This is a genomic window from Bremerella cremea, from assembly GCF_003335505.1.
In the GTDB taxonomy this organism is placed as follows: Bacteria; Planctomycetota; Planctomycetia; order Pirellulales; family Pirellulaceae; genus Bremerella; species Bremerella cremea_A.
Genome location: NZ_QPEX01000030.1, coordinates 264,435 through 288,001, shown reverse-complemented (window position 1 = coordinate 288,001; position 23,567 = coordinate 264,435). Strand labels below are relative to the sequence as shown.

At 50.5% G+C, this 23,567-nt stretch carries 14 protein-coding genes; 7 read left to right on the top strand and 7 right to left on the bottom strand.

Annotated elements, in window-relative coordinates; genetic code table 11:
* Positions 1-91 precede the first annotated feature (91 nt).
* The 7 genes from rnk to DTL42_RS15980 form a co-directional block, all read right to left on the bottom strand.
* Positions 92-526, bottom strand: coding sequence for a nucleoside diphosphate kinase regulator (gene rnk, locus DTL42_RS16010; protein ID WP_199590154.1), 435 nt, complete (start codon positions 524-526; stop codon positions 92-94).
* Positions 527-800: 274 nt separating this feature from the next.
* The gene (locus tag DTL42_RS16005) at positions 801-2,192 is read right to left on the bottom strand and encodes a sigma-54-dependent transcriptional regulator (RefSeq protein WP_114369728.1); all 1,392 of its coding nucleotides are present in this window, start codon (positions 2,190-2,192) and stop codon (positions 801-803) included.
* Between the two features lie 11 nt (positions 2,193-2,203).
* Positions 2,204-3,451 carry a sensor histidine kinase gene (locus tag DTL42_RS16000; RefSeq protein ID WP_114369727.1) on the bottom strand — a complete coding sequence of 416 codons (1,248 nt, stop codon included), beginning with the start codon at positions 3,449-3,451 and terminating at the stop codon, positions 2,204-2,206.
* A 414-nt stretch (positions 3,452-3,865) separates the two neighbouring features.
* Positions 3,866-5,017, bottom strand: coding sequence for an aminotransferase class V-fold PLP-dependent enzyme (locus tag DTL42_RS15995; RefSeq protein WP_114369726.1), 1,152 nt, complete (start codon positions 5,015-5,017; stop codon positions 3,866-3,868).
* A 416-nt stretch (positions 5,018-5,433) separates the two neighbouring features.
* Positions 5,434-6,327, bottom strand: a complete 894-nt coding sequence (locus DTL42_RS15990; RefSeq protein WP_114369725.1) for a response regulator — start codon at positions 6,325-6,327, stop codon at positions 5,434-5,436.
* A 48-nt stretch (positions 6,328-6,375) separates the two neighbouring features.
* Complete coding sequence (locus DTL42_RS15985; RefSeq protein ID WP_114369724.1) at positions 6,376-6,753, bottom strand: response regulator transcription factor; 378 nt, start codon at positions 6,751-6,753, stop codon at positions 6,376-6,378.
* A 44-nt stretch (positions 6,754-6,797) separates the two neighbouring features.
* Entirely contained in the window at positions 6,798-8,402 is a 1,605-nt protein-coding gene (locus DTL42_RS15980; RefSeq protein ID WP_114369723.1) for an ATP-binding response regulator, read from the bottom strand.
* A gap of 541 nt (positions 8,403-8,943) precedes the next feature.
* Here DTL42_RS15980 and DTL42_RS15975 point away from each other — a divergent pair.
* The 7 genes from DTL42_RS15975 to DTL42_RS15945 all read left to right on the top strand — a co-directional run bounded on the left by DTL42_RS15975 (position 8,944) and on the right by DTL42_RS15945 (position 23,459).
* On the top strand, positions 8,944-10,017 hold the full coding sequence (locus DTL42_RS15975) for a sensor histidine kinase (RefSeq protein ID WP_114369722.1): 1,074 nt from the start codon (positions 8,944-8,946) through the stop codon (positions 10,015-10,017).
* A gap of 17 nt (positions 10,018-10,034) precedes the next feature.
* The gene (locus DTL42_RS15970; protein WP_114369721.1) at positions 10,035-13,799 is read left to right on the top strand and encodes a CHASE domain-containing protein; all 3,765 of its coding nucleotides are present in this window, start codon (positions 10,035-10,037) and stop codon (positions 13,797-13,799) included.
* 545 nt (positions 13,800-14,344) lie between these two features.
* A complete protein-coding gene (locus DTL42_RS15965; RefSeq protein WP_114369720.1) occupies positions 14,345-15,112 on the top strand; it encodes a response regulator in 768 nt (255 codons plus the stop codon).
* Positions 15,113-15,881: 769 nt separating this feature from the next.
* Entirely contained in the window at positions 15,882-17,690 is a 1,809-nt protein-coding gene (locus DTL42_RS15960) for an ATP-binding response regulator (RefSeq protein ID WP_114369719.1), read from the top strand.
* Between the two features lie 438 nt (positions 17,691-18,128).
* A complete protein-coding gene (locus tag DTL42_RS15955) occupies positions 18,129-19,196 on the top strand; it encodes a class I SAM-dependent methyltransferase (RefSeq protein ID WP_114369718.1) in 1,068 nt (355 codons plus the stop codon).
* A 4-nt stretch (positions 19,197-19,200) separates the two neighbouring features.
* Entirely contained in the window at positions 19,201-21,765 is a 2,565-nt protein-coding gene (locus tag DTL42_RS15950; protein ID WP_158545417.1) for a glycosyltransferase, read from the top strand.
* Positions 21,762-23,459 (top strand): hypothetical protein, encoded by a 1,698-nt coding sequence (locus DTL42_RS15945; RefSeq protein WP_114369716.1) that lies wholly within the window; start codon positions 21,762-21,764, stop codon positions 23,457-23,459. The genes DTL42_RS15950 and DTL42_RS15945 overlap by 4 nt, the downstream gene beginning before the upstream one ends.
* The last annotated feature ends 108 nt before the right edge of the window (positions 23,460-23,567 follow it).

Sequence of the window (23,567 nt, the reverse complement as noted above, 5' to 3'; positions counted from 1 at the left end):
GCCTTTGATTCGTGGCAAATTGGAATCTAGCAGCATTGAGTTAAGTGCTTAAGCAGCAATAAACGGCAACGAGCAAGTTTCCTGGCAGAACCTATAGCCAGGTGGTTATCTCGCTTTGAACCTCTGGCACAATCACTTCTTCAATTTCAACTTTCACCCTTCCGCTAAGAGCCGGCCAGGTCACGACATCGCCGATTTTTTGACCGAGAATGGCTGTCCCAACTGGCGCAAGTACCGATAGCTTGCCTTCAACAATATTGGCATCCTTGGGGAAGACGAGCGTGAAGGTATCGAGTTCATTCGAGCTTAACTCGCGCAGGTGTACCGTTGAATTCATCGTGACGACATCCTTAGGGATAAGACGCGCATCGACGATTTCGGCGGCATCAAGTTCGCTACGCAGGTTCTTTAAGTAGGGCTTGTCGGCTATGGCTAATGCAAAACTATCGTTCAAAAGGGAGACAAGTCGACGATAATCGCCGGCGGTCAAAACGATCTTCTTATTGTTTTTCTTCTTGCTTGCCACAACATTGTTCCTGAGCATTTATAGCATTTCGAGATGAAAGGAAGTCGCTTGCTCGGCATCACTTTTGTTTTGGCAGATCGTGTGCCGACAAAGCCCCGACGTTCCCCTTCCTTGCTCATTTGCAATTACCGGACCAACCGAGAATAGCTGCCGGTGGAATTCGTTTAACTCGTGGAACCCTGTATTTTCGCGATTGAGAGCAATTCAGCACTCGCTCGCAGCAGAAGAAAAACGCCAATCTTAGGCGTCAGTGACAAGAAAAGATGACGGCTAACTAAGCTCGAAAATTGGCAGCCGAAATCCCATGCTTCTTTAGCAGCTTATGAATCCCCTGACGCGAAATACCAGCTTGCTCAGCAGCGTGAGAAACATTGCCGTTGTGCTTGGTAAGCAACAACGTCAAGTATTTGTAGTCGGCACTATCCAACGCCGTTTCTCGTGAAATTTCGCCGACTTCGCTTTCCACCAAACGCCCCGCTTGCTTCTCTTGCAAAGCCCGAGGAAGATCTTCGGTCTCGATTTGGTCGTTTCGTGCCAGCGCAATCGTTCTCTCAACGACGTTTCGCAATTCACGGATATTGCCAGGCCAACCATATTCTCGAAAACGCTCGAGAACTGGCGTAGAGAACCGAGTCGGCCCGCTGTCGCTATTTCGCAACTTTTCTAGAAAATGATGCGCAAGCAAGATCACATCCTCGCCACGCTCACGCAGAGGTGGTAATTCTAAATTGACGACCCCCAGGCGATAGAATAGGTCGCGGCGAAATCTCCCGGCCAGGACCTCGGACTCTAGTGCTCGATTGGTAGCACAAATAAAGCGTGCATCAAATTGAATAGGCGTGGTATCTCCTACCGGCGTGTAAGATCGTTCTTGAACTGCGCGAAGCAATTTGGCTTGAGAAAGAAGCGGTAGCTCGCCCAGTTCATCAAAGAAGACCGTCCCATGCTGGCTACGCTCTAACAGCCCTTCTTGATTGGCTACCGCTCCGGTGAAAGAACCCTTGCGATGCCCAAACACGATCGACTCGAATAAGCTCTCGGGAATGGAAGTACAATCGATCACCTGAAATGGATAATCGCGCCGAGAACTGCGTTCATGAATCGCGCGTGCGACCACTTCCTTGCCTGTCCCACTCTCTCCGGTGATCAAGACATTCGTGTTGGTGGGAGCAACCCGATCGATCACCTCTAGCACCTCCAGCATCGCTTCACCCTGGGTGATGATATCGGGAAAGGCTTCCAAAAGTGCTTTGCGTTCACCGCTCGTGTTTAATGCCTGAGATGTATTCTCTGGCCGCAAAATACGCTGAATACTCGCAATCAAGTCGTCAAACTTTACCGGCTTGAGAAGGTAATCGGAAATCCCCAGGCGAACACTTTCGATCGCCGTCGGCAAAGAAGGCACGCCGGTCACGACAACCAAGGGAATCTCAGGCCACTTCTCGCGCCCCTCGCGTAGCAGCTCTAGCTTGAGATTCCCTGGCACATTCAAATCGGAAAGAATCAGGTCGAATCTTTCACTCGCCAGGTACTTCAGTGCCGTTTCAGCATCCGAGGCACAGCGACACTCGAAGCCAGCCTTCTTCAGCAGTTCGCCGGTAGTAATCAAAAATAAAGGCTCGTCGTCGGCAACGAGAATTCTTTTGGTAGCTTCGCTAGTCAACATTTCCCATCTTTCTACGGCTCTACAATCCCTGGCGAGACTCCGCTTCGCTGAACCGGTTCGTCAAGTTCCCGAGGGAGAACCACTTCAAACTCACTTCCCGTACGCAGCGTACTACGAACATGAATTTCGCCCCCCATTGCTTCGACCAAGCTGCGCGAAACCGATAGCCCGAGCCCCATTCCTTCGCGTGGAGCGTTCGACTTGGTACTAAAGAACGGATCGAAAATATACGGCATCACCTCAGGATCGATTCCGTCACCTTGATCCAACACCGAAATGACAACCGTATCAGGGGTGGTGGAGTATAGAATGGTCACGGTGTCGCCAAATTCGGAAGCCTGAATCGCGTTACGAACCAGGTTGAACAAGATTTGCTTCAGTTCACCTTCACGCAGAAACACTTGGCTTTCCTCAAGCGTTGCCGTGGCAGTTCCCGATTTCATTCGCTGATCGATCCACACATTGGCTTTTCGCGAGATCGGTTCGAGAAGTGCCAATACTTCTTCCATGACACGTGTAATATCAAAGGCTCGGATCGCCTGCTGGCTGGGGCGATAAAGTTGATACATCTGATGCGTAATTCCGCTGATGCGTTCAATTTCGTTATCAATCAAGTCCAATAACCCAGCATGCTCATGTTCTTCAGAGACACCAGATCGGAATAGTGCAAAAGCATTACGGATTCCCGCCAACGGGTTATTCACTTCATGGGCAACACCAGCGGCAAGTTGCCCTAAAGCAGCCAGCTTTTCCATCTGCAGGCGGTGCTTCTCCAACTCGGCCACCTGAGCAGTACGCTCTTGCACGAGTTGTTCCAAATGGCGATTGTGTAATCGCAATTCTTCTCGCAGTTGATGACGCTCGGTCACGTCGCGGATACTTGTACGAAAACCGAGGTGCGTTTCCGATTCGTCGAACATGGGCTGCCAGGAAATGGCCATCCAACGCTGTGAGCCATCTTGATGCGTAGCCAGAAACTCCACATCGTTGCCGCTACTTCCTTCGATCGCCTCTCGCATGACACGCGCCATTCGAGGGCGATAGCTCGGATCAACCAGCGGCAAGGGGTAGTCTTGCATGGTTAAGCATTGCCCAGGCGAGAGCCCCGTCATTCGCTCTACGGCGGCGTTAACCCATTGCAGCGTTCCGTCTGGCAAATGCCAACTTTCCCAATCGTACGTGCAATCCGCAATCGCTCGGAAAATGGGGCCTTCTTTCAACGCACCCTCTAAATCGGAGAAAAGATGAGATCGTTCCATATCGTTGTTGTACCGCCAATCCCCTGCCTACTTCCATCATTCCCGAGTCGGAATGCTCACCATGACATTCTATGTTTCTCGCCTAACCGAGGCTACGAAGAGCGATTGCCAGCCCCAGTACCAAGACTAGGAGCAGATGTACCAAGAGCGATTCACGCAGCCCGATCGCGTTCTTTTTTTCAACAGAGCGAAACCGTTCTGGCGTAGGCCGAATGATATGTGGACACCCCATAGAATGGCTCCCTATACACTTGAGAAAGAGATTCTACCGCCCTATGCTCACGTATCAGCAATCGGGGTGCCATTCAGCAAAACGAGGGAAATCCGATCGTTTTAACCAGCAAAGCGCCTTTATATTGCGACAGTGTCGCCGCTTGGCGACACTCACTCAAAATTGAAAGTGGCAGAACCCTCTCAACTATTTTGAGGGCTCAGTTGTTCCTGAAGGGCCTGGATGAGTGCTTGGATATCGCCCTGCGTGGTATAGGCATGGGCCGAGACACGAATGAAGATTCGATCCTGCCAGCGAATAACCGGTATTTCGATTCGATACTTCTCGTAAAGCCGCGACTTCAGAGCTTCCGCGTCGACGCATTTTGCCGTCACATCAATTAGGCCCATCTGATAATAGAAGCTATCAGGATGCACTCGTTCAATTCCGTCGATCTGTGCGGCCAGATGAACTGCCGAATGTACCAAGTCGCGCGAGCGTTGCCGCACCTCTTTCGTCACCACTTGATTCTGCCAAGTAATCGCCGCCGGCACGGTTAAAAATGCGGACGGATCGTAGGTTCCTAGCCACTCATGATGCTCGATGAACTCGTTTTCACGATGAAAGGTCTTTTCCGCTCCCCAGCCCCAACCAACCACCAACGGCTCGACCAAATGTTGCCGATCTTCTCGGGCGTAGAAAATGCCTGATCCCTTCGGAGCACACATCCACTTGTGGCAAGTCGCCGTATAAAAGTCGGCGCCTAGCTTGCAAAGATCGACATCGATCTGGCCGGGAGCGTGGGCTCCGTCGATCATCGTCAAGATCCCAGCTTCGCGAGCTCGCTGACAAATCTGGGCGACCGGCAACTCAAGTGCTGTGGCGGAAGTAATGTGACTGAGAAAAATAAGCTTGGTCTTCTCAGTCACGCCTTGCCAGAAAGCATCAGCGATTGCCTCGGGAGATTCAACCGGCAAGGCAATCGCCTGTTGAACGACACGAAAGCCCTTTTGCTGAGCAGCATGTTCAAAGGCAAAACGGCAGGCGCCGTACTCGTGATCCGAAATCAAAACCTCGTCGTCAGGTCCCAGTGGAAGAGAACGGGCAATCGTATTCGCGGCAAACGTGGGATTAGCGACAAAGACAACTTCATTCGCGTTGGCTCCCAAATACGAGGCAACTTGGCGGCGGGCATCGGCAAGCAAGCCAGGAAGTTCGCGCTGCAGAAATCGGACCGGTTGCCGTTCTAATTCTCTTTGCCACCGCTGGTATTCTTCAAAGACGGTTTTTGGGCAAGCTCCAAACGAACCGTGATTCAGGAAGATGACCTCGGGATCAAGCAAGAAATCGGACATATCCAAAGCACCGGTATTGAGGACTGCGCTGCCAAACAAGCAGGGACAACCCACGGAAGCCCCTGAACACGTAGAGAGAACGCTTGACCAGAGTTAAAGCTGTGTGCGCAGAGATCAATGATTCAAAGCGGCAACAACTCACGGGAAGCGATGGACTGCGGGAGTCCATGGAACCAAAATATTCCTTTTCGCTTTGCTCGGGGAGTGGTAGCAAGAACTTTGAAACAATGCCCTAAAACGGCTCAATAGGGAGCAGCGAAAAGAACTTTCCCCTGTTGGATTGACGACAGCGCCGCCAATCCAACAGGGGCGCCCCATGGAAGCCCCGGAAACATGGCAAATCGGAATCTTGCCGTGTTGAGTTGCTTACGGAGAAATCAATAAGTCATGGACTACCGTCACCCCGCGTTTGCGACCTAGTTTGCAAATGCAGCTGGGACAAGGTTGGAGAGCGTTTCTTGAACTTGTTGCCAAGGGATCGGCTTGTTATAGAACGCCGAAGCTCCCATGCTTCGCATTTGGCGTTCAATATACCCTTCCTTTCGGCCCGTAAGAACGATAACCGGAATGGAAGCTGTCACAGGAGATTCTTTGAGCCGCCGCATGACGTAGGCCCCGTTACCGCCTGGCAGTTCATAATCGAGGATGATCGCCGTCGGTACCGACATAAACGCATGCCGATAGCCTTCGGTACCCTCATTCGCATTTACCGCATTGATTCCAACCTCTTGCAAGCGTCTTCTTAGCGTGAACGCGACATCCTCGTCGTCCTCGATGGTCAGCACCCATGGAGCAGCATCTTCCTCCACGGCACATTCCATTTCCGTTTCCGTGTTGCGATTGATCTCGGCCCCCAGAATACTAAAAACACGATCAAGCATGGCAACGCAATTTGCGGAAGCATCTTCTTCGGTATTCACGTCCGGCGTATCCTTCATAGGAGTAATTTTGAGTAGATCGCAAAGTACAGGCTCTATCTGACTCCAAATGTCCGTTGTCTTAGGAATGTAGAACGCACACAATTGATGGCAACGTTTGACAACTTCCGAAGAAGTGTTTCCGGTCAAGACAATCACGGGAATCGAACTCAACTGTTCATGATGCGTTAGCATTTCACAAACGGAGAGCCCGTTTCCATGGGGCATGTTCACATCCAGCATGATCGCTTCTGGCTGGTAAGCCTCGGCTTTGGTTAGCGCTTCCATGGCGTTGTTTGCCACAATCACATTCAGACCCAGCGTTTCGCAACGCCGTTTAAGAATATCGACGATATCGGCATTGTCGTCCGCAATTAGAACGGTCTTTTTCATGGAAGTCTCCGCATGACACTGGGGGGTAGGAACAAACAAGGCATACGCTCATGCCATGACTGGCATAAGCACCGCCTGGATGGCCGATATGATTCGGTAACCTTCGTATGGTTTTTGCACAAAGAACCGCGCACCTGCGTCGAGTGCTCGATATTCATCCGACAAACTGGCCGAAAGCATAATGACAGGAATGTCCGAAGTGCAAGGATCCATTCGAAGATCATGCAACGTATCTAGCCCGTCTTTCTCTGGCATTTGCACATCCAGAAGAATCACGTCTGGATGATTGCGCTTAGCCGACTCGATGCCACTGGATCCGTCATCTGCAAACAATGGCGAGTACCCTGCGGCACGCAGCCAATACGAGACACCATCTCGTATGTCGTGCTCGTCATCCACAATCAGTATTTGTTTTGATTCATTCATTTCAGACCTTGCCCCTAATGCTGAAAATAGAAATGATCTATTGCTTATTGAAACGCTATCGCTTCAACTGTCGAAGTATTGAACTCCCGTTGTAGAATTCTCTCGAACTCGCTTAAGACCCTCCTCGCTGAAATCCGAGCGGGCCACTGCTGAATTACGCGTCGTGAATATCCTGGCAACGGTCCTTGAGGACGATTGCGATTGAAACGCGTAAAGTCTCGGCTGGCCCTTTCCTCCCATCGTTGAACTTCATTCTCGGGGATAGAGAGGATCAGCAACCATTCCCGTGGGGACAGGCGAAATAGAAGGTCTTGTCTTCGCAGTAAACAGTTCATGAATCGGTCGAAATCGTCCGCATCCTTCTCAGCGACCGTTTCTCCTAGCGAGACTTTATTCATGTAAAGCGGGAAGGAAGAATCGCTACGAATTCCCAGCCAACGCCAGAAGACCTCGGTAGGCTCGGCCAAAGGAACGGTAAACGCAAACGTGCTTCCCTGCCCCACCTGACTTTCGACACTTAATTGCCCCAAATTGATTCGACTCAGTCGTTGGGCAATACACAGCCCCAGCCCAAAGCCTTTGCCGGTTGCCGATTCGTTATTGTCTAGTTGATTAAACCGTTGGAAAATTTGCTCCAAACAGTCTTGCTCGATACCAGGCCCATGATCGGTTACCCCGATCAAAATTTCCGCCTCGATCGGTTGATATTTGGCCCATAGGGTCACCTTCTCGCCAGGCTTCGAGAACTTGATGGCATTGTTCGCCAGGTTGCTGATCACACGGACAGCTTTTTCGCTATCGCAATAGGCTTCCGGCAAGTCCGACGGACAATCAATCACCAATTCGATCCCTTTGATCGAAGCACGTTCTCGCAGCAAACTGGCTGCATGCGAAATGACATCCGGAATGCTTATTGGGCGTCGCCAAGCGCCCAGCAATCCAGCCTCCAGCTTGCTGGCATCTAAGATGTCATCGACCATGTTGTTAAGATCATCTGCCCGAACGGTCACCTTACCCAACAGCTTCTTCTGCTCGGGATTGACCTCGCCGGCCATGCCATCGCGCACGATCGAAACGTAGTCTTTGATCACCGTCAAAGGAGTACGCAGGTCGTGCGAAACGTTGTCCACAAACTCTTTGGCGGTGCGGTACAACTTTCGCAAGTGCCGATTCTTTTGCTTCAACTGCTGGGCCTGATCTCTTAATTGAACCTGACTTCGCTTGAGATGACGCACCAAGCGTTTAATCCGGTTAAGATCCTTTTGACGTTCGATAGCATGAACGACAGCCCGCGCCAGGGCATTGCCACACAGTTCTTCCTTAAGGCGAAAGTCCTGCGCTCCGGCAGCAAAAATCTCGTCTTCAATTTCGGGAGTCGCCGCAGAGGTGATCGCAAGGATGGCAGTCGTTTTACAGCATTCGCGCAGTTTGGTAATTGTGCCAATGCCAGCCGAGTCTGGCACATGCACATCGGCAACAATTGCGTCGTAGGATCCTTCTTGGAGATAGGCCATCGCGTCGTCCATGCAGGCGACGTGCCGAATCTGAAAAGTGTATCGCGACTGTTGCAATTGACGAGTCGTGATTTGTGCATCCGCATCATCGTCTTCAAGAATGAGGACTCTGATTGTGGCATTTCCTAAACTCATTCGTCTTGCCCCTTTATTCCAACACCTTTTATGCAAATTCGCTCACAACCCAACAGAGAACCCTGCGGGCAGCAATCGTTCGATAAGCGGCGTACTATGCGCAAACTGCATCGCGCAGCACTTGAGGGTGTCACTCGTACCACCTTACAAGAACCTACCCTGCGATATCCCTGCCGCTCCTTTCCACAGTTAGATTGCGGATTTGCGCATCGCCAGCAATAATTGCCCCCACTTTATTTCGATTAGGATCGCTACAAGGACTATGGAGGCCTATATCAAACGTTAGATTCGTTATAGGTAGCGCCGCCAAGACTCCAACCTGGTCGCCGAGCAACCAAATCAATTTTCCACACGATGTCTTGTAAATCGAACGAGAAAGAATACCGCCCCCGATATCCGCTTAGACGACAAGTTCAGGCTGTAATTGGTCGAATAGACGTAATAATGAAGTTGTCCCACCTGCGATATTCCCGCAACTGCTTAACCAGAACGATCTATGCCCGAGACAATCTAATCCCCAGATTTGTTGAACTTTAAACCCATGCGTTTTCTAATCATCGACGACAGCACGGCCGACTCGCGGGTTCTTCAAGCAATGCTCTCCCAAGCATGTCGCTATGAGTTTGAAGTCGTTCACGTATTGAGCGGAACCGAGGGACTCGCACGACTTCAGAATCAAGATTTTGATTGTGTGTTTTTGGATTATCGTCTGGAAGATTCTCAGAAATGGGAATACCTCGAAAAGATTCGTGCGTCTGGCAATGATGTGCCCATCATCGCAATCTCAGGAGATGGGAATGAACAGATTGCGGTCGAGGGATTGAAGCTTGGGGCTCAAGATTACCTTGTTAAAGATGCCCTCACGGCCGAAACCGTGCATCGCGCCCTTAGCAATGCGATCGAGAAAGTTGAACTCTCCCGGGAAGTCGCCAGACGCCAACAAGAACTCCATGACTTCGCTCACATGGCGGCGCACGACCTCCAAGCTCCTTTGCGTCGAATTGCCCAACTCTCGGAATTTCTCAAAGAAGACCTAGCTGGCAAGCTAGACGAGACGTGTGAGATGAACGTCGATTTAATTGGCACCAACGCGCGCCGATTACAATCACTAGTGCAAAGCCTTATTGAATTTGCCCGCTATGGTTCGATTGAAAATCGCTGGCAACCGGTTTCACTAGAACAAATTCGTGACTCAGCCCTCTTCAATCTCGACTTTCAAATCCGCGAGTCAGAAGCCACCATTCAGTCCGAGCCGTTGCCTGATGTTCTGGGAGATGAAACAACCCTGACCCTTCTCTTCCAAAACCTAATGTCCAATGCGATCAAATTCCGTGGCGATCGGACTCCCGTCATCAACATCTCTGCCAAACGGGCAGGGGAACACCAATGGCTGGTATCATTTTCCGACAATGGAATTGGCATCAAGCAAGAATACCTTGATAAGATTTTTATCCCCTTCCAACGCTTGCATGCCCAGCGGGAATATGAAGGATCAGGTATCGGCCTGGCTACCTGTCGAAAAATCGTTGAACAGCATCGGGGCCAAATTAAAGTTGAATCAGAACCGGGAATAGGTTCCACTTTCCACTTTACGATTTCCGCTCCTCCATCCTAAATTTCGCAGGGCGTTGAATGCCGGATCCTCGTATTATGACCAGCAATTCGTTGCCCATATCCACTCCTAAGTCTCGGCTGATCGCTGCAGCTTGGTCACTAATCGCTGGGCGGATTTTGCTCAGTCTGGCATTGCTAACGGCATGTGTCGTCATGGTCGCGTGGCTGGCAGGGTTCGTTGAATTACGCTCCCTCATCAACGGCTTGCCCACGATGAAATTCAACACGGCACTCGGCCTAGGCGTGTTGTCTGTCGTTGGCTTAATCCGTTCCCAAATGCGGTACACCAAAGCCCACTGGGACTGGCTGGCCATTGGATTGGCCACGTTCGTCTTTGGTCTAGCGACCATAAGTTTGCTTGAAATAGCATTCTCGTGGAATCTAGGAATCGATACCCTTTTCAGTGCCGATCCCAATTCAGTTAGTCTCGGCAAGCCCCCGGGAAGGATGTCGACTGGAACAGCAATTGCCCTGTGGCTGCTTGCGTTCAGTCAATTGATCTCCGATTATTTTCCCACCTGGGTGAGAAAGTCGTTCGCCTTCATAGCCGGGCTTCTGGGACTAATCAGCATCCTTCTTTTTCTCTTCCGCAATAACGCACGTGGGACAAGCATTTTTTCGACCACTGCGATTCACACCGCAGCATTGCTCTTCCTGATCGCGGCAGGTTTCTTTCTGATCTGGCGAGGCACCAAGTTTATTCAATCGGCTAATGATCGCACCATTGTCTTGGCCGAACTACACCGTGCCCGACCTGTAAGCAGCGTCGTGATCGGTATGTTGGCCCTGGCCTTGCTGGTTACGGGCAGCCTGGTGGTGGACGCTCAGCGGACGATCCGTCAAACGAATGAAACAAGATTCAATTATTTCACCAATCTTGCGGTGGAAGATATCGAGCGGAACATCAATCGCGTCGTCTACGGATTGCGAGGAATACGAGGACTTTACTTTGGCAGCGAACAGGTTTCGCGAAATGAGTTTGCTGAATTCGTTTTTTCGAGAGACTTGTCTCAAGAGTTTCCTGGGGCCATTGGTTTTGGCCTAATCGAGCGAGTCGAGCGAATAGACTTAGACAAATTCATTGAGACTGTGCGGCAGGATTCTGCCCCCGACTTCCAAATTAACACCCAAGGTAATGCGCCGGACTTGCTTGTAATCAAAATCATTTTTCCGCTTGAACAAAACCGAAACGCTTGGGGCTACGACATCGGATCGGAAATAACCAGACGTAGAGCCGCCGAGAAAGCCGTGCGAACAGGTAGGCCAACGATTACCGGACGCATCGAACTTGTTCAAGACGAACGCAAGACCAGTGGCTTCCTCTATTTCTTACCTATTTATAATTCGAACGAATTGCCGCCAACTCCCGAAGAACGAGAAAAAGAGCTCCGCGGGTTGATTTACGCCCCAATCATTCTGGAACAAGCAATTTCTGACGTTGATAGTCGGACCCAGAGCTATGTTCAAATCGTGATTTACGACACTGACGACCGGAATAACGATGTACTGCTCTATGGCAATCCGAAAGAGGCTATGGCCGAGCGGAAGTTCACCCAACAAATAGAGATCTCTCCTGGTGATCGTAAATGGCGGATCGACACCTACAGCACACCAGCTTTCGAAAATCAAATCGATCGCGTAACCCCATCCATGATTGGCATAGGCGGAATGACGCTGAGCCTCCTCTTGGCAGGAGTCATCTGGATGATGGGTAGAAATATCGCGCTCGGTCATAATCAAGCTGTCGAACTACAGGTAAGCGAGGAGATAGCCCGGGAAGCAAGACGCACCTCCGAGAAAGCCAACCTAGCCAAGAGTGAATTCCTGGCCAATATGAGCCACGAAATTCGCACTCCGATGAACGCAATCATCGGCCTAACCGACACCGTTCTGCGAACAGAATTAACCACCGACCAACGCGACTACCTCCGCACCGTCTCAGAATCGTCGAACATTCTCCTTCAAATCATTAACGACATTCTCGATTTTTCTAAGATCGAAGCTGGCAAGTTGGAATTGGACGAGGACGAATTCCAACTACATGACCTGATCGCCAAACTACTAAAATCGCTTTCACCTAGGCTTCACGATCGCGATATCGAAATTGTCTACCATGTCGATCGCAATGTTCCCCCGTTGCTCATTGGCGACTCACGCAGGATTGGTCAGATCCTCCTAAATCTTGTGGGGAACTCGATCAAGTTCACTCAACAAGGCATCATCGAAGTTAAGGTCATCCCCCTCCAGCCCCAGGTCAAACAAGCAAACGAAGTCCAATTAAAGTTCGCAGTACGCGACACGGGCATTGGCATCCCTCAAGAAAAGCTGGCCTCCATCTTCAATGTGTTTGAACAAGCCGACTCATCCATAACTCGTCGCTACGGCGGCACAGGCCTGGGTCTCACGATCTCTTCGCTTCTGGTTCACAAATTAGGGGGTGAAATATGGGTTGAAAGTGAACAAGGAGTTGGAAGCACCTTCTTCTTCACGGTCAATCTGCGCGTCGCTAAGGACCAATCCCCTTTGCCGTGGCGAGACGCCGCCCACGAACTAGTCGGCAAACGAGCCCTCGTTGTGGACGACAACGAGATCGATCAGTTAATGCTCAAAGAAGTGACGGAGTCGTATAACCTGCAAGCTCAAACGGCAAACTCCGGAGCCTCGGCTTTACAGTATCTAAAAGCCGCTGTTCAGGACAACCATCCATTTGATATCGTCATTACCGATGTCAAAATGCCAGAAATGGATGGCTATGAAATGATCCAGCAACTTCAAGCCAATCCGGAACAATACGGACGGCCAGTGGTTATTCTGGTATCTTCAGGAGGAATTAATAGCCACGATAGAGACAATTCGCTTCAAATTGCTTCACGCATTCGCAAGCCCATTAAGCCATCGGAATTACTTGAAGCCATCGTTGATGGATTTGGACTTGGCAGTACTGAGGTAGCCATTTTGCCCCAAGACGAACCTGAATCAGTCGATGCAACACGAACACGTCTACACATCTTAGTGGCCGAAGATAGCCCCGCGAATCAGAAAGTCGCGATGGCGATTCTGAAGCGGCGGCACCATAAGATTACGGTGGTTCAAAATGGGCTTGAAGCCCTCGCAACCGTTCAGAAAAACAAATTCGATGTTGTCCTCATGGATGTTCAGATGCCGGAAATGGACGGCTTAACGGCTGCATTTCAAATACGAGAACATGAACAAGAATCGGGCGGACACATTCCTATTGTTGCCACCACAGCGCATGCCCTCAAGAAAGACCGGGAACGCTGCCTTTCTGCCGGCATGGACGAATACGTCTCTAAACCGCTATCGCCTGACGAACTCTTTGCAGCCATCGATAACGCGATTTGCAAAAGTCAGAACATCGCTAATTCTTTAGAAAGTCGAAAGCCTTCACGCGAGCCAACCCTACCTGTTTCTCCAGCAACCAAAGAATCGCTTGTCCCCTGGGAAAAACTCCTGCAACGCTTAGGCAACGACCATGAGACACTAACCGAGATTGTCGAAGCTTACATTCCAGAAATGAACAAGAGCATTGCCAATATACAAACTGCGATTGCCAATAATGACGGGCATTTGCTGACCATTTCCGCCCATAAACTCAAAAGCGCACTTCGTTTCTTTCACCAAATCGAGACCGCCAAAATCGCCGAGTCGCTAGAGCAATCTGGGGTTCGTAATGAATTCGCCTCGACCGCAGACAATGCTCAAGAGTTAGCTCAGCGATTGTCCGTGCTCATGCCGACTCTGGTTGGCTTCAACAGAGAGTAACCTTGCCGCCCTATTCCCTGCGTCACCATGGCTTCTAACCAGATTTTTACCTTGCTGGTGGATGATGATGTAGACGCGGCTCTCACTTATCGTGACCTAGCCAAGGCTAAAATCGCCACAAGGTGTTGGACAACAGCCTCGACATCTACCTTACCAAATCAATGGGACCATCCGAGCTTGTGTCTATGTGCGATAGCCCTCTTCTACTGTCTGCCCGATCCGTCCAAATTTGTCCAGAATATCTCGTTATATCGCATTCACATTCTGTTAATTATACCAAAACAAAAACTCTCCCTATCCCCCCAGTAAATCGATCAATTCTTGTTGACCTAATTTTGGTGGATCGCTAATTTAATGAAATGAAATGCGGGCTGCCGATAGTCCGCGTAACCATCCAACGGCCTACTCGGAGGTAATTCGACTCTTACATTTTCTTGCAGTTGTGAGATGTGGACGTGGGGCAGGCTTCTTCTACGTTGGAAGAACTTAACGTCCTTACCTCTCGATGCAGTCAAATCCATTATGACTGCAGCAAGGAGTCCGTTATGTTAATCGTTGCGCGCCATTCGAAAGATTGGCCATCTTTTCCGCATGCGAGAAATACCATTCACTTTATCCGCGTTCAGTCCGGATATGTGAAGATAGGTAGCGACGCTCCGCACCGCATCGCAATTATTCGCGATGAAATCAATACTCCGAAAACTACCGCATCGCTCGTTCGCAGGCAGTTTCTGCGCCTGCCACGCGATATTCGTTTCGGGGTACGCAACGAACTTCCCCAGATCAGCGATGATCTACCTCTGTACTGCGAGCTAATCCAAGCTGGCCAAGTAGAAGAAGCAGTCGTGTTTTCCGCTATGCCAAGCGGCTTGCATGTGCCTGACGAGATTCTGTTTTTTCAGAGCACACCCAACACAAACTCCGGCTCTAGCAAGGTCTTCATAGTTGAGGACTCGTTGTACAAACGAGACATACTCGCTGATTTTCTTCGAGCACGCGGCTACAACGTCGACACATTCGCCAATGGCAACGAAGTTCTCAATTACCTGAAAGTAAATAGGCCACCTAAGGTAACTCGGTTCGACATGGAATTGTCCGAGTGTGATGGCCTGCCCACCGTGCGCCAAATCCGTTCTGACTCTTGCATTGGCTCGACTCCGATTTTTGCACTACGTGGAACATCGCCAAATAACTTGGAAATTGGTTTCCAAGGCATCGATCGTTGGTTCGCCAAACCATTGAGCGGACGAGGACTCATACATGCGATTGAGGCAATTAAACCTCAGCCGTTTTCCTCCTCTATCAAGAATTAGTGTTTTTTAGGCCAAGAAGTACACCGCAAGGAGAGCGGAAAGATGTCCCAGGGAGTATGGATTCAATGGCTTCTTCGGCTACCTATTGCGGTAAGTTCGAAGCGTTGCTTCGACCTTACCGCGCTTTTTGAGCATATTTTATGAGAGTATGGCATCATCATCCAAAGACCGAACATTTTTTCATGAAACTATTGACAAACTTCCGAAGACAATAGCCCAGCACCGTATCGCGGTAGTGCATAACTCAGATATGCCATTTTTACGGTGTTGATTACATAAACGGGCAGATCCATTTAGCCGCAGATGAGACATCTTCAATAACACAACCAGGCATGCGAGCAGCCGATGTGCTCGCAACCGTAATGGATTGCGCGTCCGGAGGGCGTTGTTCCTCCTGAACTCGAAGTTACTGACGCTTCAAGTTCCCTTTGGGAATTTTGCGCCCAGACTACGCGCGGAAGCAAGGCATTCGTGCTTTTAACGAGATCCTCCGTCGTGCCAACAATTCGACTTATACAAGAGACGTTGATCCTTCGCTCATTGGTGGATTTTTTCCTTCCAATGAACGTTGGCGTTTTGCGATGTCGCACACCCTTGTTCGACTCTCTTCTGTCTGTCGGCCCTCTAGGCACTTCACCAACTCGTTACGACTACGAATTGCTCAATGTTGTTATTGAAATTGCCAATTCTCACTCTCACAGGTTGGCACAAGCTGAGAGGTGCTTTGCTCATGCTTTTAACTTGGTAAGCACCATTCTAGGAGACGGCCATGAATCATGAAGTGCTTGTTACCGATCAACAGGTTATCAATCTCTTGCTCCTTGAGGACGATGATGTCGACTATCAAACGGTTACTCGGCAACTGAATAACGGCCCAACCAAGTTCGAGATATTCCATGCTCGCACACTCGAACATGCGTGCGCTCATCTCAAAGAGCAACGATATGACGTCATCATTGCCGACCTTCATTTACCCGATAGCACCGGCGCAGAAACGATTGCCTGCCTGGCAGAGCAATGCCCACAAACGGTATTGTTAGTCATGACTAGTCTTGATGACGAAGACGTGGCACATGAGGCTCTTAATCGTGGTGCGCATGGGTATTTTGTAAAAAATGAAATCCAAGGCAAAGTTATCCTTCGCGCGATTCAACATTCCTTACGGCGCGAAAGGTATGTTCGACAACACAGGACACTCGTCGATCACCTGCGCCTCCAGCAGAAGAACTTAGAATCGTTTTCTCAGCAGTTAAAAGAAGAAAACAAACTTCTAAAACATGCCTATCAACTTCGTTTTCAAGCGAAAGCCACCGATTACAACCATCTTTCCAATCACCTCACCAAAGATGCGATTGCCATACTGGCCGTTGAAGCGGAACAAGCCAGCCGAGCAAAGAGCGAATTCCTCTCTACCGTGTGTCATGAACTTCGCACCACCATGGAAGGTGTGTTATCGATTCATGATCACTTAATCCAGACCCCTCTTAATCATCAACAAAAAGCGTTTATCGATGCCAGTCTAGCCAACAGCACCGTTCTTTATCAGATGCTTGGTGAATTGTCTGATATTGCTCGGATCGAATCTGGGCGGGCAGAACTACAGCCGTTCCTCTGCGACCTTTCGGCAGTGATTCAAGAGGTTGGCTCGACCGCGTTTCCTTTGCTGAACTCTAAACAGATTAGTTTGAAATGGAGCTTCGACAAGCAATTCTCGGAGTCTGTCGTCTGCGATGGAAAAGTCATCCGTCAAATACTGATCCTCTTACTTTCAAACGCCATCAAGTTCACCTCTCAAGGACGGATTGATCTGCAGGGGACGACCCTTTCGCAGAACCAGGATGGAAGCCACATTCGCATTTCAGTCACGGACACTGGCGTTGGTATTCCCCCACAAACGCTCGACGAATTAAAAGCGGCGTTTTCCCAAGGAAGTCTCCACTCGATGCCGCCATTACTCGGTCCAACCCTGGGTCTATCACTGGCATTACAGATGACTCGGCAACTGGGAGGCGAAATGGGTGTTGAAAGCGAGCGTTGGCAAGGTACGACATTCTGGGTAGATATTCCTGTCCGTTATCCTGATGGAGAAATCAATGGCCGCATCGATTCCGGCAACGTCCCTCGTTTGAAAGGGCCCAATTTCCTCAAACGAACAAGCAACAACGAGAAACAAAGTACCCCCAAAGCCTCCGGCCACCATATCCTAGTCGCTCATGAAAACCGCGCGCTGCAGCTTTACATTGTGGAACAACTTCGCCAATTGGGGCACTCTGCCGAGACCGCCAAAGATGGTAACGATGTGATGTACCTTCTGAACAGAAAAGACTTTGATCTCTTGATGCTCGACTGTCATTTGCCGATCCACGACGCATTTGTGATCGCCGACGGAATCGAAGGGCTCATCCCAAACGGCGATCATCAACCCAAGCCTCCCAAGATTATTGCAATTTCAGATCGCTTAATGATCGATAACATGGACAAAGACCAAGTCGAGAACATTGACGCGTTTCTGACCGTTCCCTTAGAGGTCTCACGCCTCCGGGAAACGATCCGGCAATGCCTGCCGGAAAACGAGTAGACGCTCGCAAGGTGCCTACTCGCCTGCGTCAGGCTGATTTGACAGTCGAACTAGCATTGGCCAATGCATGATTCGCGATGTTTGGCCCAGCCGCTCCCTTAATTGCCCTGAGGCGATTAGGAAAACCAATCTTGACCCCCAAAGTCTCCTATCTTTAGAATCTCGCTAAAGTTTAAGTGGGGTATCGGCTCACCTAGGCAGCATTCGCTGAACGAATCGCTGTACGCGCACTGGCCTAGCCGATAATCACTCGCTTGAATGTCGATTGGCGTCCAGGCCAGAAATCAACGCGGAACGGCAACCACAAGCTCGGTACCCGCTGGGCGTTTGCCTAGGCTCTGTCATGAAGCTTGTTCATTTGCCGACGGGGCAGGCAGACTTATCCGATAATTGTCTAAGGTGGGGGTTACTCGCGGGTGCCTCTAAAAAGCCAGACCAATGATCTTCCAACATTCCGAATCTGGATTGCCGCCGGAACGTGCGGCTTTGCTTGCGGAAGCCATTCAGCAAGGGAGGGATGCCCAGAGATTCGTTCGCCCAGATATCAAGGCCGAGCTAGCAGACCTCCCTTATCGCAAGGAAGCGTTACTTCTCGAAGAGCCTTGTGCAGAGAGTTCTCCCCCCGTTCAGCTAGATCCCCTCTCCATCGAAGAGCCCAAACGCCGTTCTATTGCCAAAAAGGTACTACGTGAACTACAGCGGCCCTTTCGTCGGCTTCTAAAGCGTCTGAGAAGTATTTCAGTCTTGCAACCAGGTCATTCCGAGCCCTGCCCTGCCGAACAGCAGCCTGACCCTTTGGAAGAATTCCGCAACATACTCCGCTCGTACGAGCAGAAAATTCATGATTTGGAGGTGAATTACTGCTCGATGTTGGCCAGCGATCGCCTGGAATATCGCGATTCAATCACCACTCGATCACCAGTTTTCGATCAACACGACCTCTCCGATCACGCGATTGAATCCCTCTTCGTCCACACGCGACTTCCTGCACCTCCGGCTCGTGTTCTGGTGCTTGATTGCGCCCAGAGCAAGATCGCGATCGAGTTGGCAAGTCTTGGATTTGATGTTGTAGGAGCTGACCGCCAACGAGTCTCTCTTCAACATCCCAATTTGGTAGTGATCCATGCCAACGGTCACAATCTGCCCGTAGCCGCAGAAAGCTTTGATGTTGTAGTCTCTCTTGCGTCGCTTTCCCGAGACCAGTCAAGCGAGAATCACAAACACGAGGAGGCCGCACAAATCGCGGCAGAAGCGTTACGGGTGCTGAAACACGGAGGCAAGTTCCTTCTGGCGGCGCCTTACACAACCGCCAACGAAGCGACCGGCTTGGCACTGAATTCCAGCGTCTTGCAACAAATGACGCTTCCTTTCGATGTGAAAGAATCGAGCTATGCCCTTTTGGAAGGAAAATTCTGGAAGGTGACTTCCGACGAGGAGGCGGCTCGTCAAAATGTCTCCCCACAACACGTTAGCACGCTGGTTCTCCTTGCAATGCAAAAGGGCTAAGACATTGCTTTTGCTCATAGACGCCCAAGCCCTGCAGACTTCCAACTCGCGAAACCGTGGCGTCGGTCGGTATTCCAGTGCGTTGATCAATGGCATTCACTCGGTGCGTCCCGACTGGAAGATTGAAATCATCGAGAATACCTCTCTGGAACCTATCGCTTCGGAGGTTCGCGCGAAGTTTCCGATTCGGGCATTTACGCCTCCTTTGGCAGGCGGGCCGAAACTTATTGCCAACCGCGAATTGAATGAAGCTTACTATGCCGATTGGATCTGCAGCCAACAAGCTGATGTCTATCTTTGCTGCAGTATTTTTGAACACGAAGCAGTTGTCCCCAGCTTCACAACCATTCGTCCACCTCGCACCTCCGCGATTCTATATGACTTGATTCCGCTTCTATTTAGCGAAGAGTATCTCCGCTGCCCTCACGATGCCGAGCAGTACACGCACCGCTTTCGCCAGCTTTGTCAGATGGATACCTTGCTTGCGATTTCGGAATCAACACGCAACGACTTCCTGGCCTTGGAAGTCGAAAAGCCTCCCCAAGTAATCAACATTCGGGGAGCCATCAGCGATGACTTTACTCCCACGGCTTCAGCCGAAAAAACGCGAGCAACCTTGCAGCGTTTGGGCCTTCCCGACGATTTCATCCTGTACGTCGGTGGCTGCGATTTCCGTAAGAATATGCCTGGAGCAATCACAGCCCACGGGTTGCTACCAGAAGAGCTGCAACAACGGCACAACCTAGTGATCACGTGCGCTTTTCATGGCAACAACGAAAAACAATACTCCGACTTCATCGCCCAACAAGGCCAGACCGAGACGGTGCAACTAACCGGCTGGGTGAGCAAGGAAGATCTGCAAGCCCTTTACCAAAGTTGTCGCCTGTTTTTCTTTCCTTCGCTGTACGAAGGACTGGGATTGCCAGTGCTAGAGGCCCTGCAAAGTGGTGCTCCGGTCGTCTGCTCGAATACCTCTTCCCTCCCTGAATACGGCGGCCGTATATCTTTCATGGCCGATCCCGAGTCACCAAGCGAATTGGCTGCGGCCCTTCAACAGGCGTTATCTGTTCCACGCACTCAATTTCAAGAAGAGCGTCTAGAATTCGCTCGTCAGTTTAGCTGGCAAAACACCGGCGAGCGTGCTGCCCAAGTATGGGAAGCCCAAACGCCTCAACGCTGTCCGACATCGTTTCGTCCTCGAATTGCCTGGGTCTCACCTTTACCACCAGTCCCCACGGAAATTGCTCAATACTCGCTTGAGCTTATCAATGAACTGAAAACGCAATTCGATATCGAACTAGTTGTCGACGCGGCGGCTCCTCAGGTCGCTCCATACATCGCCGATGACTTTGTCGTCATAACCGATGCGGAACTCAGTTCGCGTCATGCGGCGGCTCCATTCGATTTGTTTGTCTACCACCTCGGCAACCATGCCTACCACGACTACATGCTCCCCCTTCTCCACCGACATCGAGGGGTGATCGTCTTGCACGATTTCTTTCTTGGTGGCCTGTTTTGCTCCGCGATCGAGCGTGGGTACTGGCCGATTTCTCTTGAAGAAACTCTAGCTCACACGGGGAACCGTGATTTAGCGGAACTGTTAGCCTCTGGTAACACTTCGCTCGAGTTTATCCAGCATGCGGTTCCACTGAATCAACCTCTATTTGAAATGTCTGACTCGGTGATTGTTCATTCTCGCTGGGCTTGGCAGCGTGTGAAGTCGCAAGCCGATATCCCGGTCAGCTATTTCCCACGGCTCCACGATCCGACGAGCCCTCCTTTATCTCCGGCGGAACAACGTCAACAGCTTAGTATTCCAGAAAATGCGTTTGTCATTGCTGCGTTGGGCGTGCAAAGAGAAACCAGCCGCATTGAATCGCTATTACAAGCGGTACACCAACTTCCGAGCAACCTTCGCAAAGAATGCCTGGTTATCTTGTGCGGGGCAGACTCCGCCAAGCTCGAACACGAACTGGCCGCGCAGCTGGCGGAGCTTCAATTAACGTCAAAAGTTCATTGCTTGGAAACGACTTCTGCGGAGGTCTTGAGCCGTTACGCTGTCGCTGCCGACGTCTGTGTTCAGCTGCAATATCCAATCCGCAACGAAATATCACCAGAACTGCTTTTGGCCCTGGGGCAAGGGGCATGCTGCCTCTCGTCAACGAATGAGTTGCCTGAGGGAGTCAGCTTGACGGTGAGAACGCCTCATCACGAGGTCGATGATCTGCGCAATTTGCTAATCGATCTTTACAACCATCCTGAGCGTGCCCAACAAATCAGAACGAACGCCCGGCACTATGTGCAAACTCACCATAGCCGAGCACAGGTTATTCCTCAGTTCAGCTTTACCCTATCCCAAACCATCGTCAGACGGCAGCAAGACGACCAACCTTGGCTCGATCGAATTACTGAATTCGTCGCCAGTACTCCCAGCGTCTTGCCAGAGAATCTAGCTCAATCCTGGGCTGATCTTCGAACGGAGGCCCTAGCAGCCAACGTATCGCAAGTTAACCAATTAACGATGTGCCAGTCTTCCGGCAAACTCACTAAGCGAAAGATATCCGCGTGAATCCGAAACTTCATTTTCCTACCTGGCTACAAAGCAACTGGGGACACATACCAGGTCTGATACTGCTCGGGTGCGTCGTCGCCCTCTTGATTCACATTTTCTTTTTGCCTGCGTTTGCTGCGGATGAAATCGCGTTTTTCATCTGGGGCGATGCGATGAAAGACAATCCGCCTTCGCTGCATGCCTGGGATTTCTTATTTCGTTACAATAGGGCTGGCTATGGTGCTTCTTACTGGACCGTCTACATCAATCTAATCGAGCATTTTGGTGTCTACGGAATCTGGGCCATGCGTGTACTGGCATGCGCGGCATTCATCGGCATTTCTCTTGCGATTGCCGTCGTTGGCAACATGGCTCAACGCTATCTTGGATACCTCTTGATGGCCTTATGGCTTTCGATGCCAGCGGCCTGGTGGTTCGGCAAGGTGACTGGTCCCGAAAGCTTTGCCCTTGCTTTCGCGGTATTTGGCGTATTGCTGCTCTATGTTGTATCTCATAACGAACGCCTCCCTTGGCGGGTCAAACCGATCGTTGCCGAATCGCTCGCTTGGCTGTTGATTGGTGGCGCCATCTCTTTGAAAGCGACCAACCTACCTAGTGCGATGTTTGCTTTCCTCATTGTTTTTGCCATGCCCAAGATCTGGGAAGAGCACTCGAAATCGGTTGTTCTTAAGAAAATGCTGTTTGCAATCGGGCTCATGGCATGCGGTCTTGTCATTTGCTCGCCAAACGCAATTCTCAATCCTAGTCAGTTTCTATTCCACCTAACGGAGCTACCAAGAACCAACGCGTGGAAATGGGAAATCGCTAAGATGTCGCTCAGCAATCAGCTATGGGGATGGGACGGCATCTTCGCGGGCGGGCTTTTACAGTGGGGACTTTGCCCACTTGCCATGTGCGTGCTGGGGCTCGCTCTTTTGATTAAAAGCCCAAGAGTTTTTGCAATTCTGTTGGCGACCTTCCTTGCTTGCTGGGGAATGATCTGCAGTAGTGGGTTTCTCTTAGGGTGGTATTGGTTCGGGTGGATCTCCATGATCGCCTTGGCAATTCTATGGGCGATCCGCGAGAACTCTTCCAACCGCGTGATTACGTCCGCCATTGTCGTTACCATTCTGATCAATATTTTTTATCAGGCACCGGCAGTAATCAGCCGCTATCAACTAAAAGCAGAGCAGTCACTCGCCCTCGCCCAGCTTGACGAAGTTCAGCATGCCATCGACGACAATACACAAGACCGCCAGTACGATCTTGTGTTGGATTACTGGGAAGTCTCGCACATTGGTGGGCTCTATTTTAAGGCCTCTCCAGGGAAAGAGATCTTCCAGATGACTCCCAGGTACTTCCCTGCTTTCGCGAAAGACAAAGCCGATCCGAATGATGCGCGAACAAATAAAGGTCAGGCCGTCGAAGCCGAAACGATGACGAAAATCATTCGCCTGGGTGAAGAAGGGACGCAAGGCAAGTCGGTCTTGTTGGTATTGTCGAAACGCTTGGCCTCGAAACATGCTTTCGGAGACATGCCCACGTTTTCTCGCGACCGCATCATTCCTCAATCACCTCCCGGAACAACTTGCACCGAGTTGCTTGATCTTCCCTATACATTGGTCTACGAACTGAGGACGACTCGTGAAAAGTCTTCTGAGATCGGAGATTCCACCATTCAGAAGGCCTCTCTTGAGATACCTCTAGAGTAGTGCTAGCACGCCAGTGCTGGTCGATGCTTTCAATTCGTATTGGCCGAGATGACAAGTTGCTCTAATATACGCTGCGAAAAATAATTTTCTCAGCGACAATCGGTCATC

Coding starts and splice junctions, on each gene's coding strand:
- DTL42_RS15975 (WP_114369722.1), top strand. CDS start 8,944: ATGCGTTTTCTAATCATCGACGACAGCACGGCCGACTCGCGGGTTCTT.
- DTL42_RS16000 (WP_114369727.1), bottom strand. CDS start 3,451: ATGGAACGATCTCATCTTTTCTCCGATTTAGAGGGTGCGTTGAAAGAA.
- DTL42_RS15965 (WP_114369720.1), top strand. CDS start 14,345: ATGTTAATCGTTGCGCGCCATTCGAAAGATTGGCCATCTTTTCCGCAT.
- DTL42_RS15990 (WP_114369725.1), bottom strand. CDS start 6,327: ATGAAAAAGACCGTTCTAATTGCGGACGACAATGCCGATATCGTCGAT.
- DTL42_RS15960 (WP_114369719.1), top strand. CDS start 15,882: ATGAATCATGAAGTGCTTGTTACCGATCAACAGGTTATCAATCTCTTG.
- DTL42_RS15955 (WP_114369718.1), top strand. CDS start 18,129: ATGATCTTCCAACATTCCGAATCTGGATTGCCGCCGGAACGTGCGGCT.
- DTL42_RS16005 (WP_114369728.1), bottom strand. CDS start 2,192: ATGTTGACTAGCGAAGCTACCAAAAGAATTCTCGTTGCCGACGACGAG.
- DTL42_RS15970 (WP_114369721.1), top strand. CDS start 10,035: ATGCCGGATCCTCGTATTATGACCAGCAATTCGTTGCCCATATCCACT.
- DTL42_RS15995 (WP_114369726.1), bottom strand. CDS start 5,017: ATGTCCGATTTCTTGCTTGATCCCGAGGTCATCTTCCTGAATCACGGT.
- DTL42_RS15980 (WP_114369723.1), bottom strand. CDS start 8,402: ATGAGTTTAGGAAATGCCACAATCAGAGTCCTCATTCTTGAAGACGAT.
- DTL42_RS15985 (WP_114369724.1), bottom strand. CDS start 6,753: ATGAATGAATCAAAACAAATACTGATTGTGGATGACGAGCACGACATA.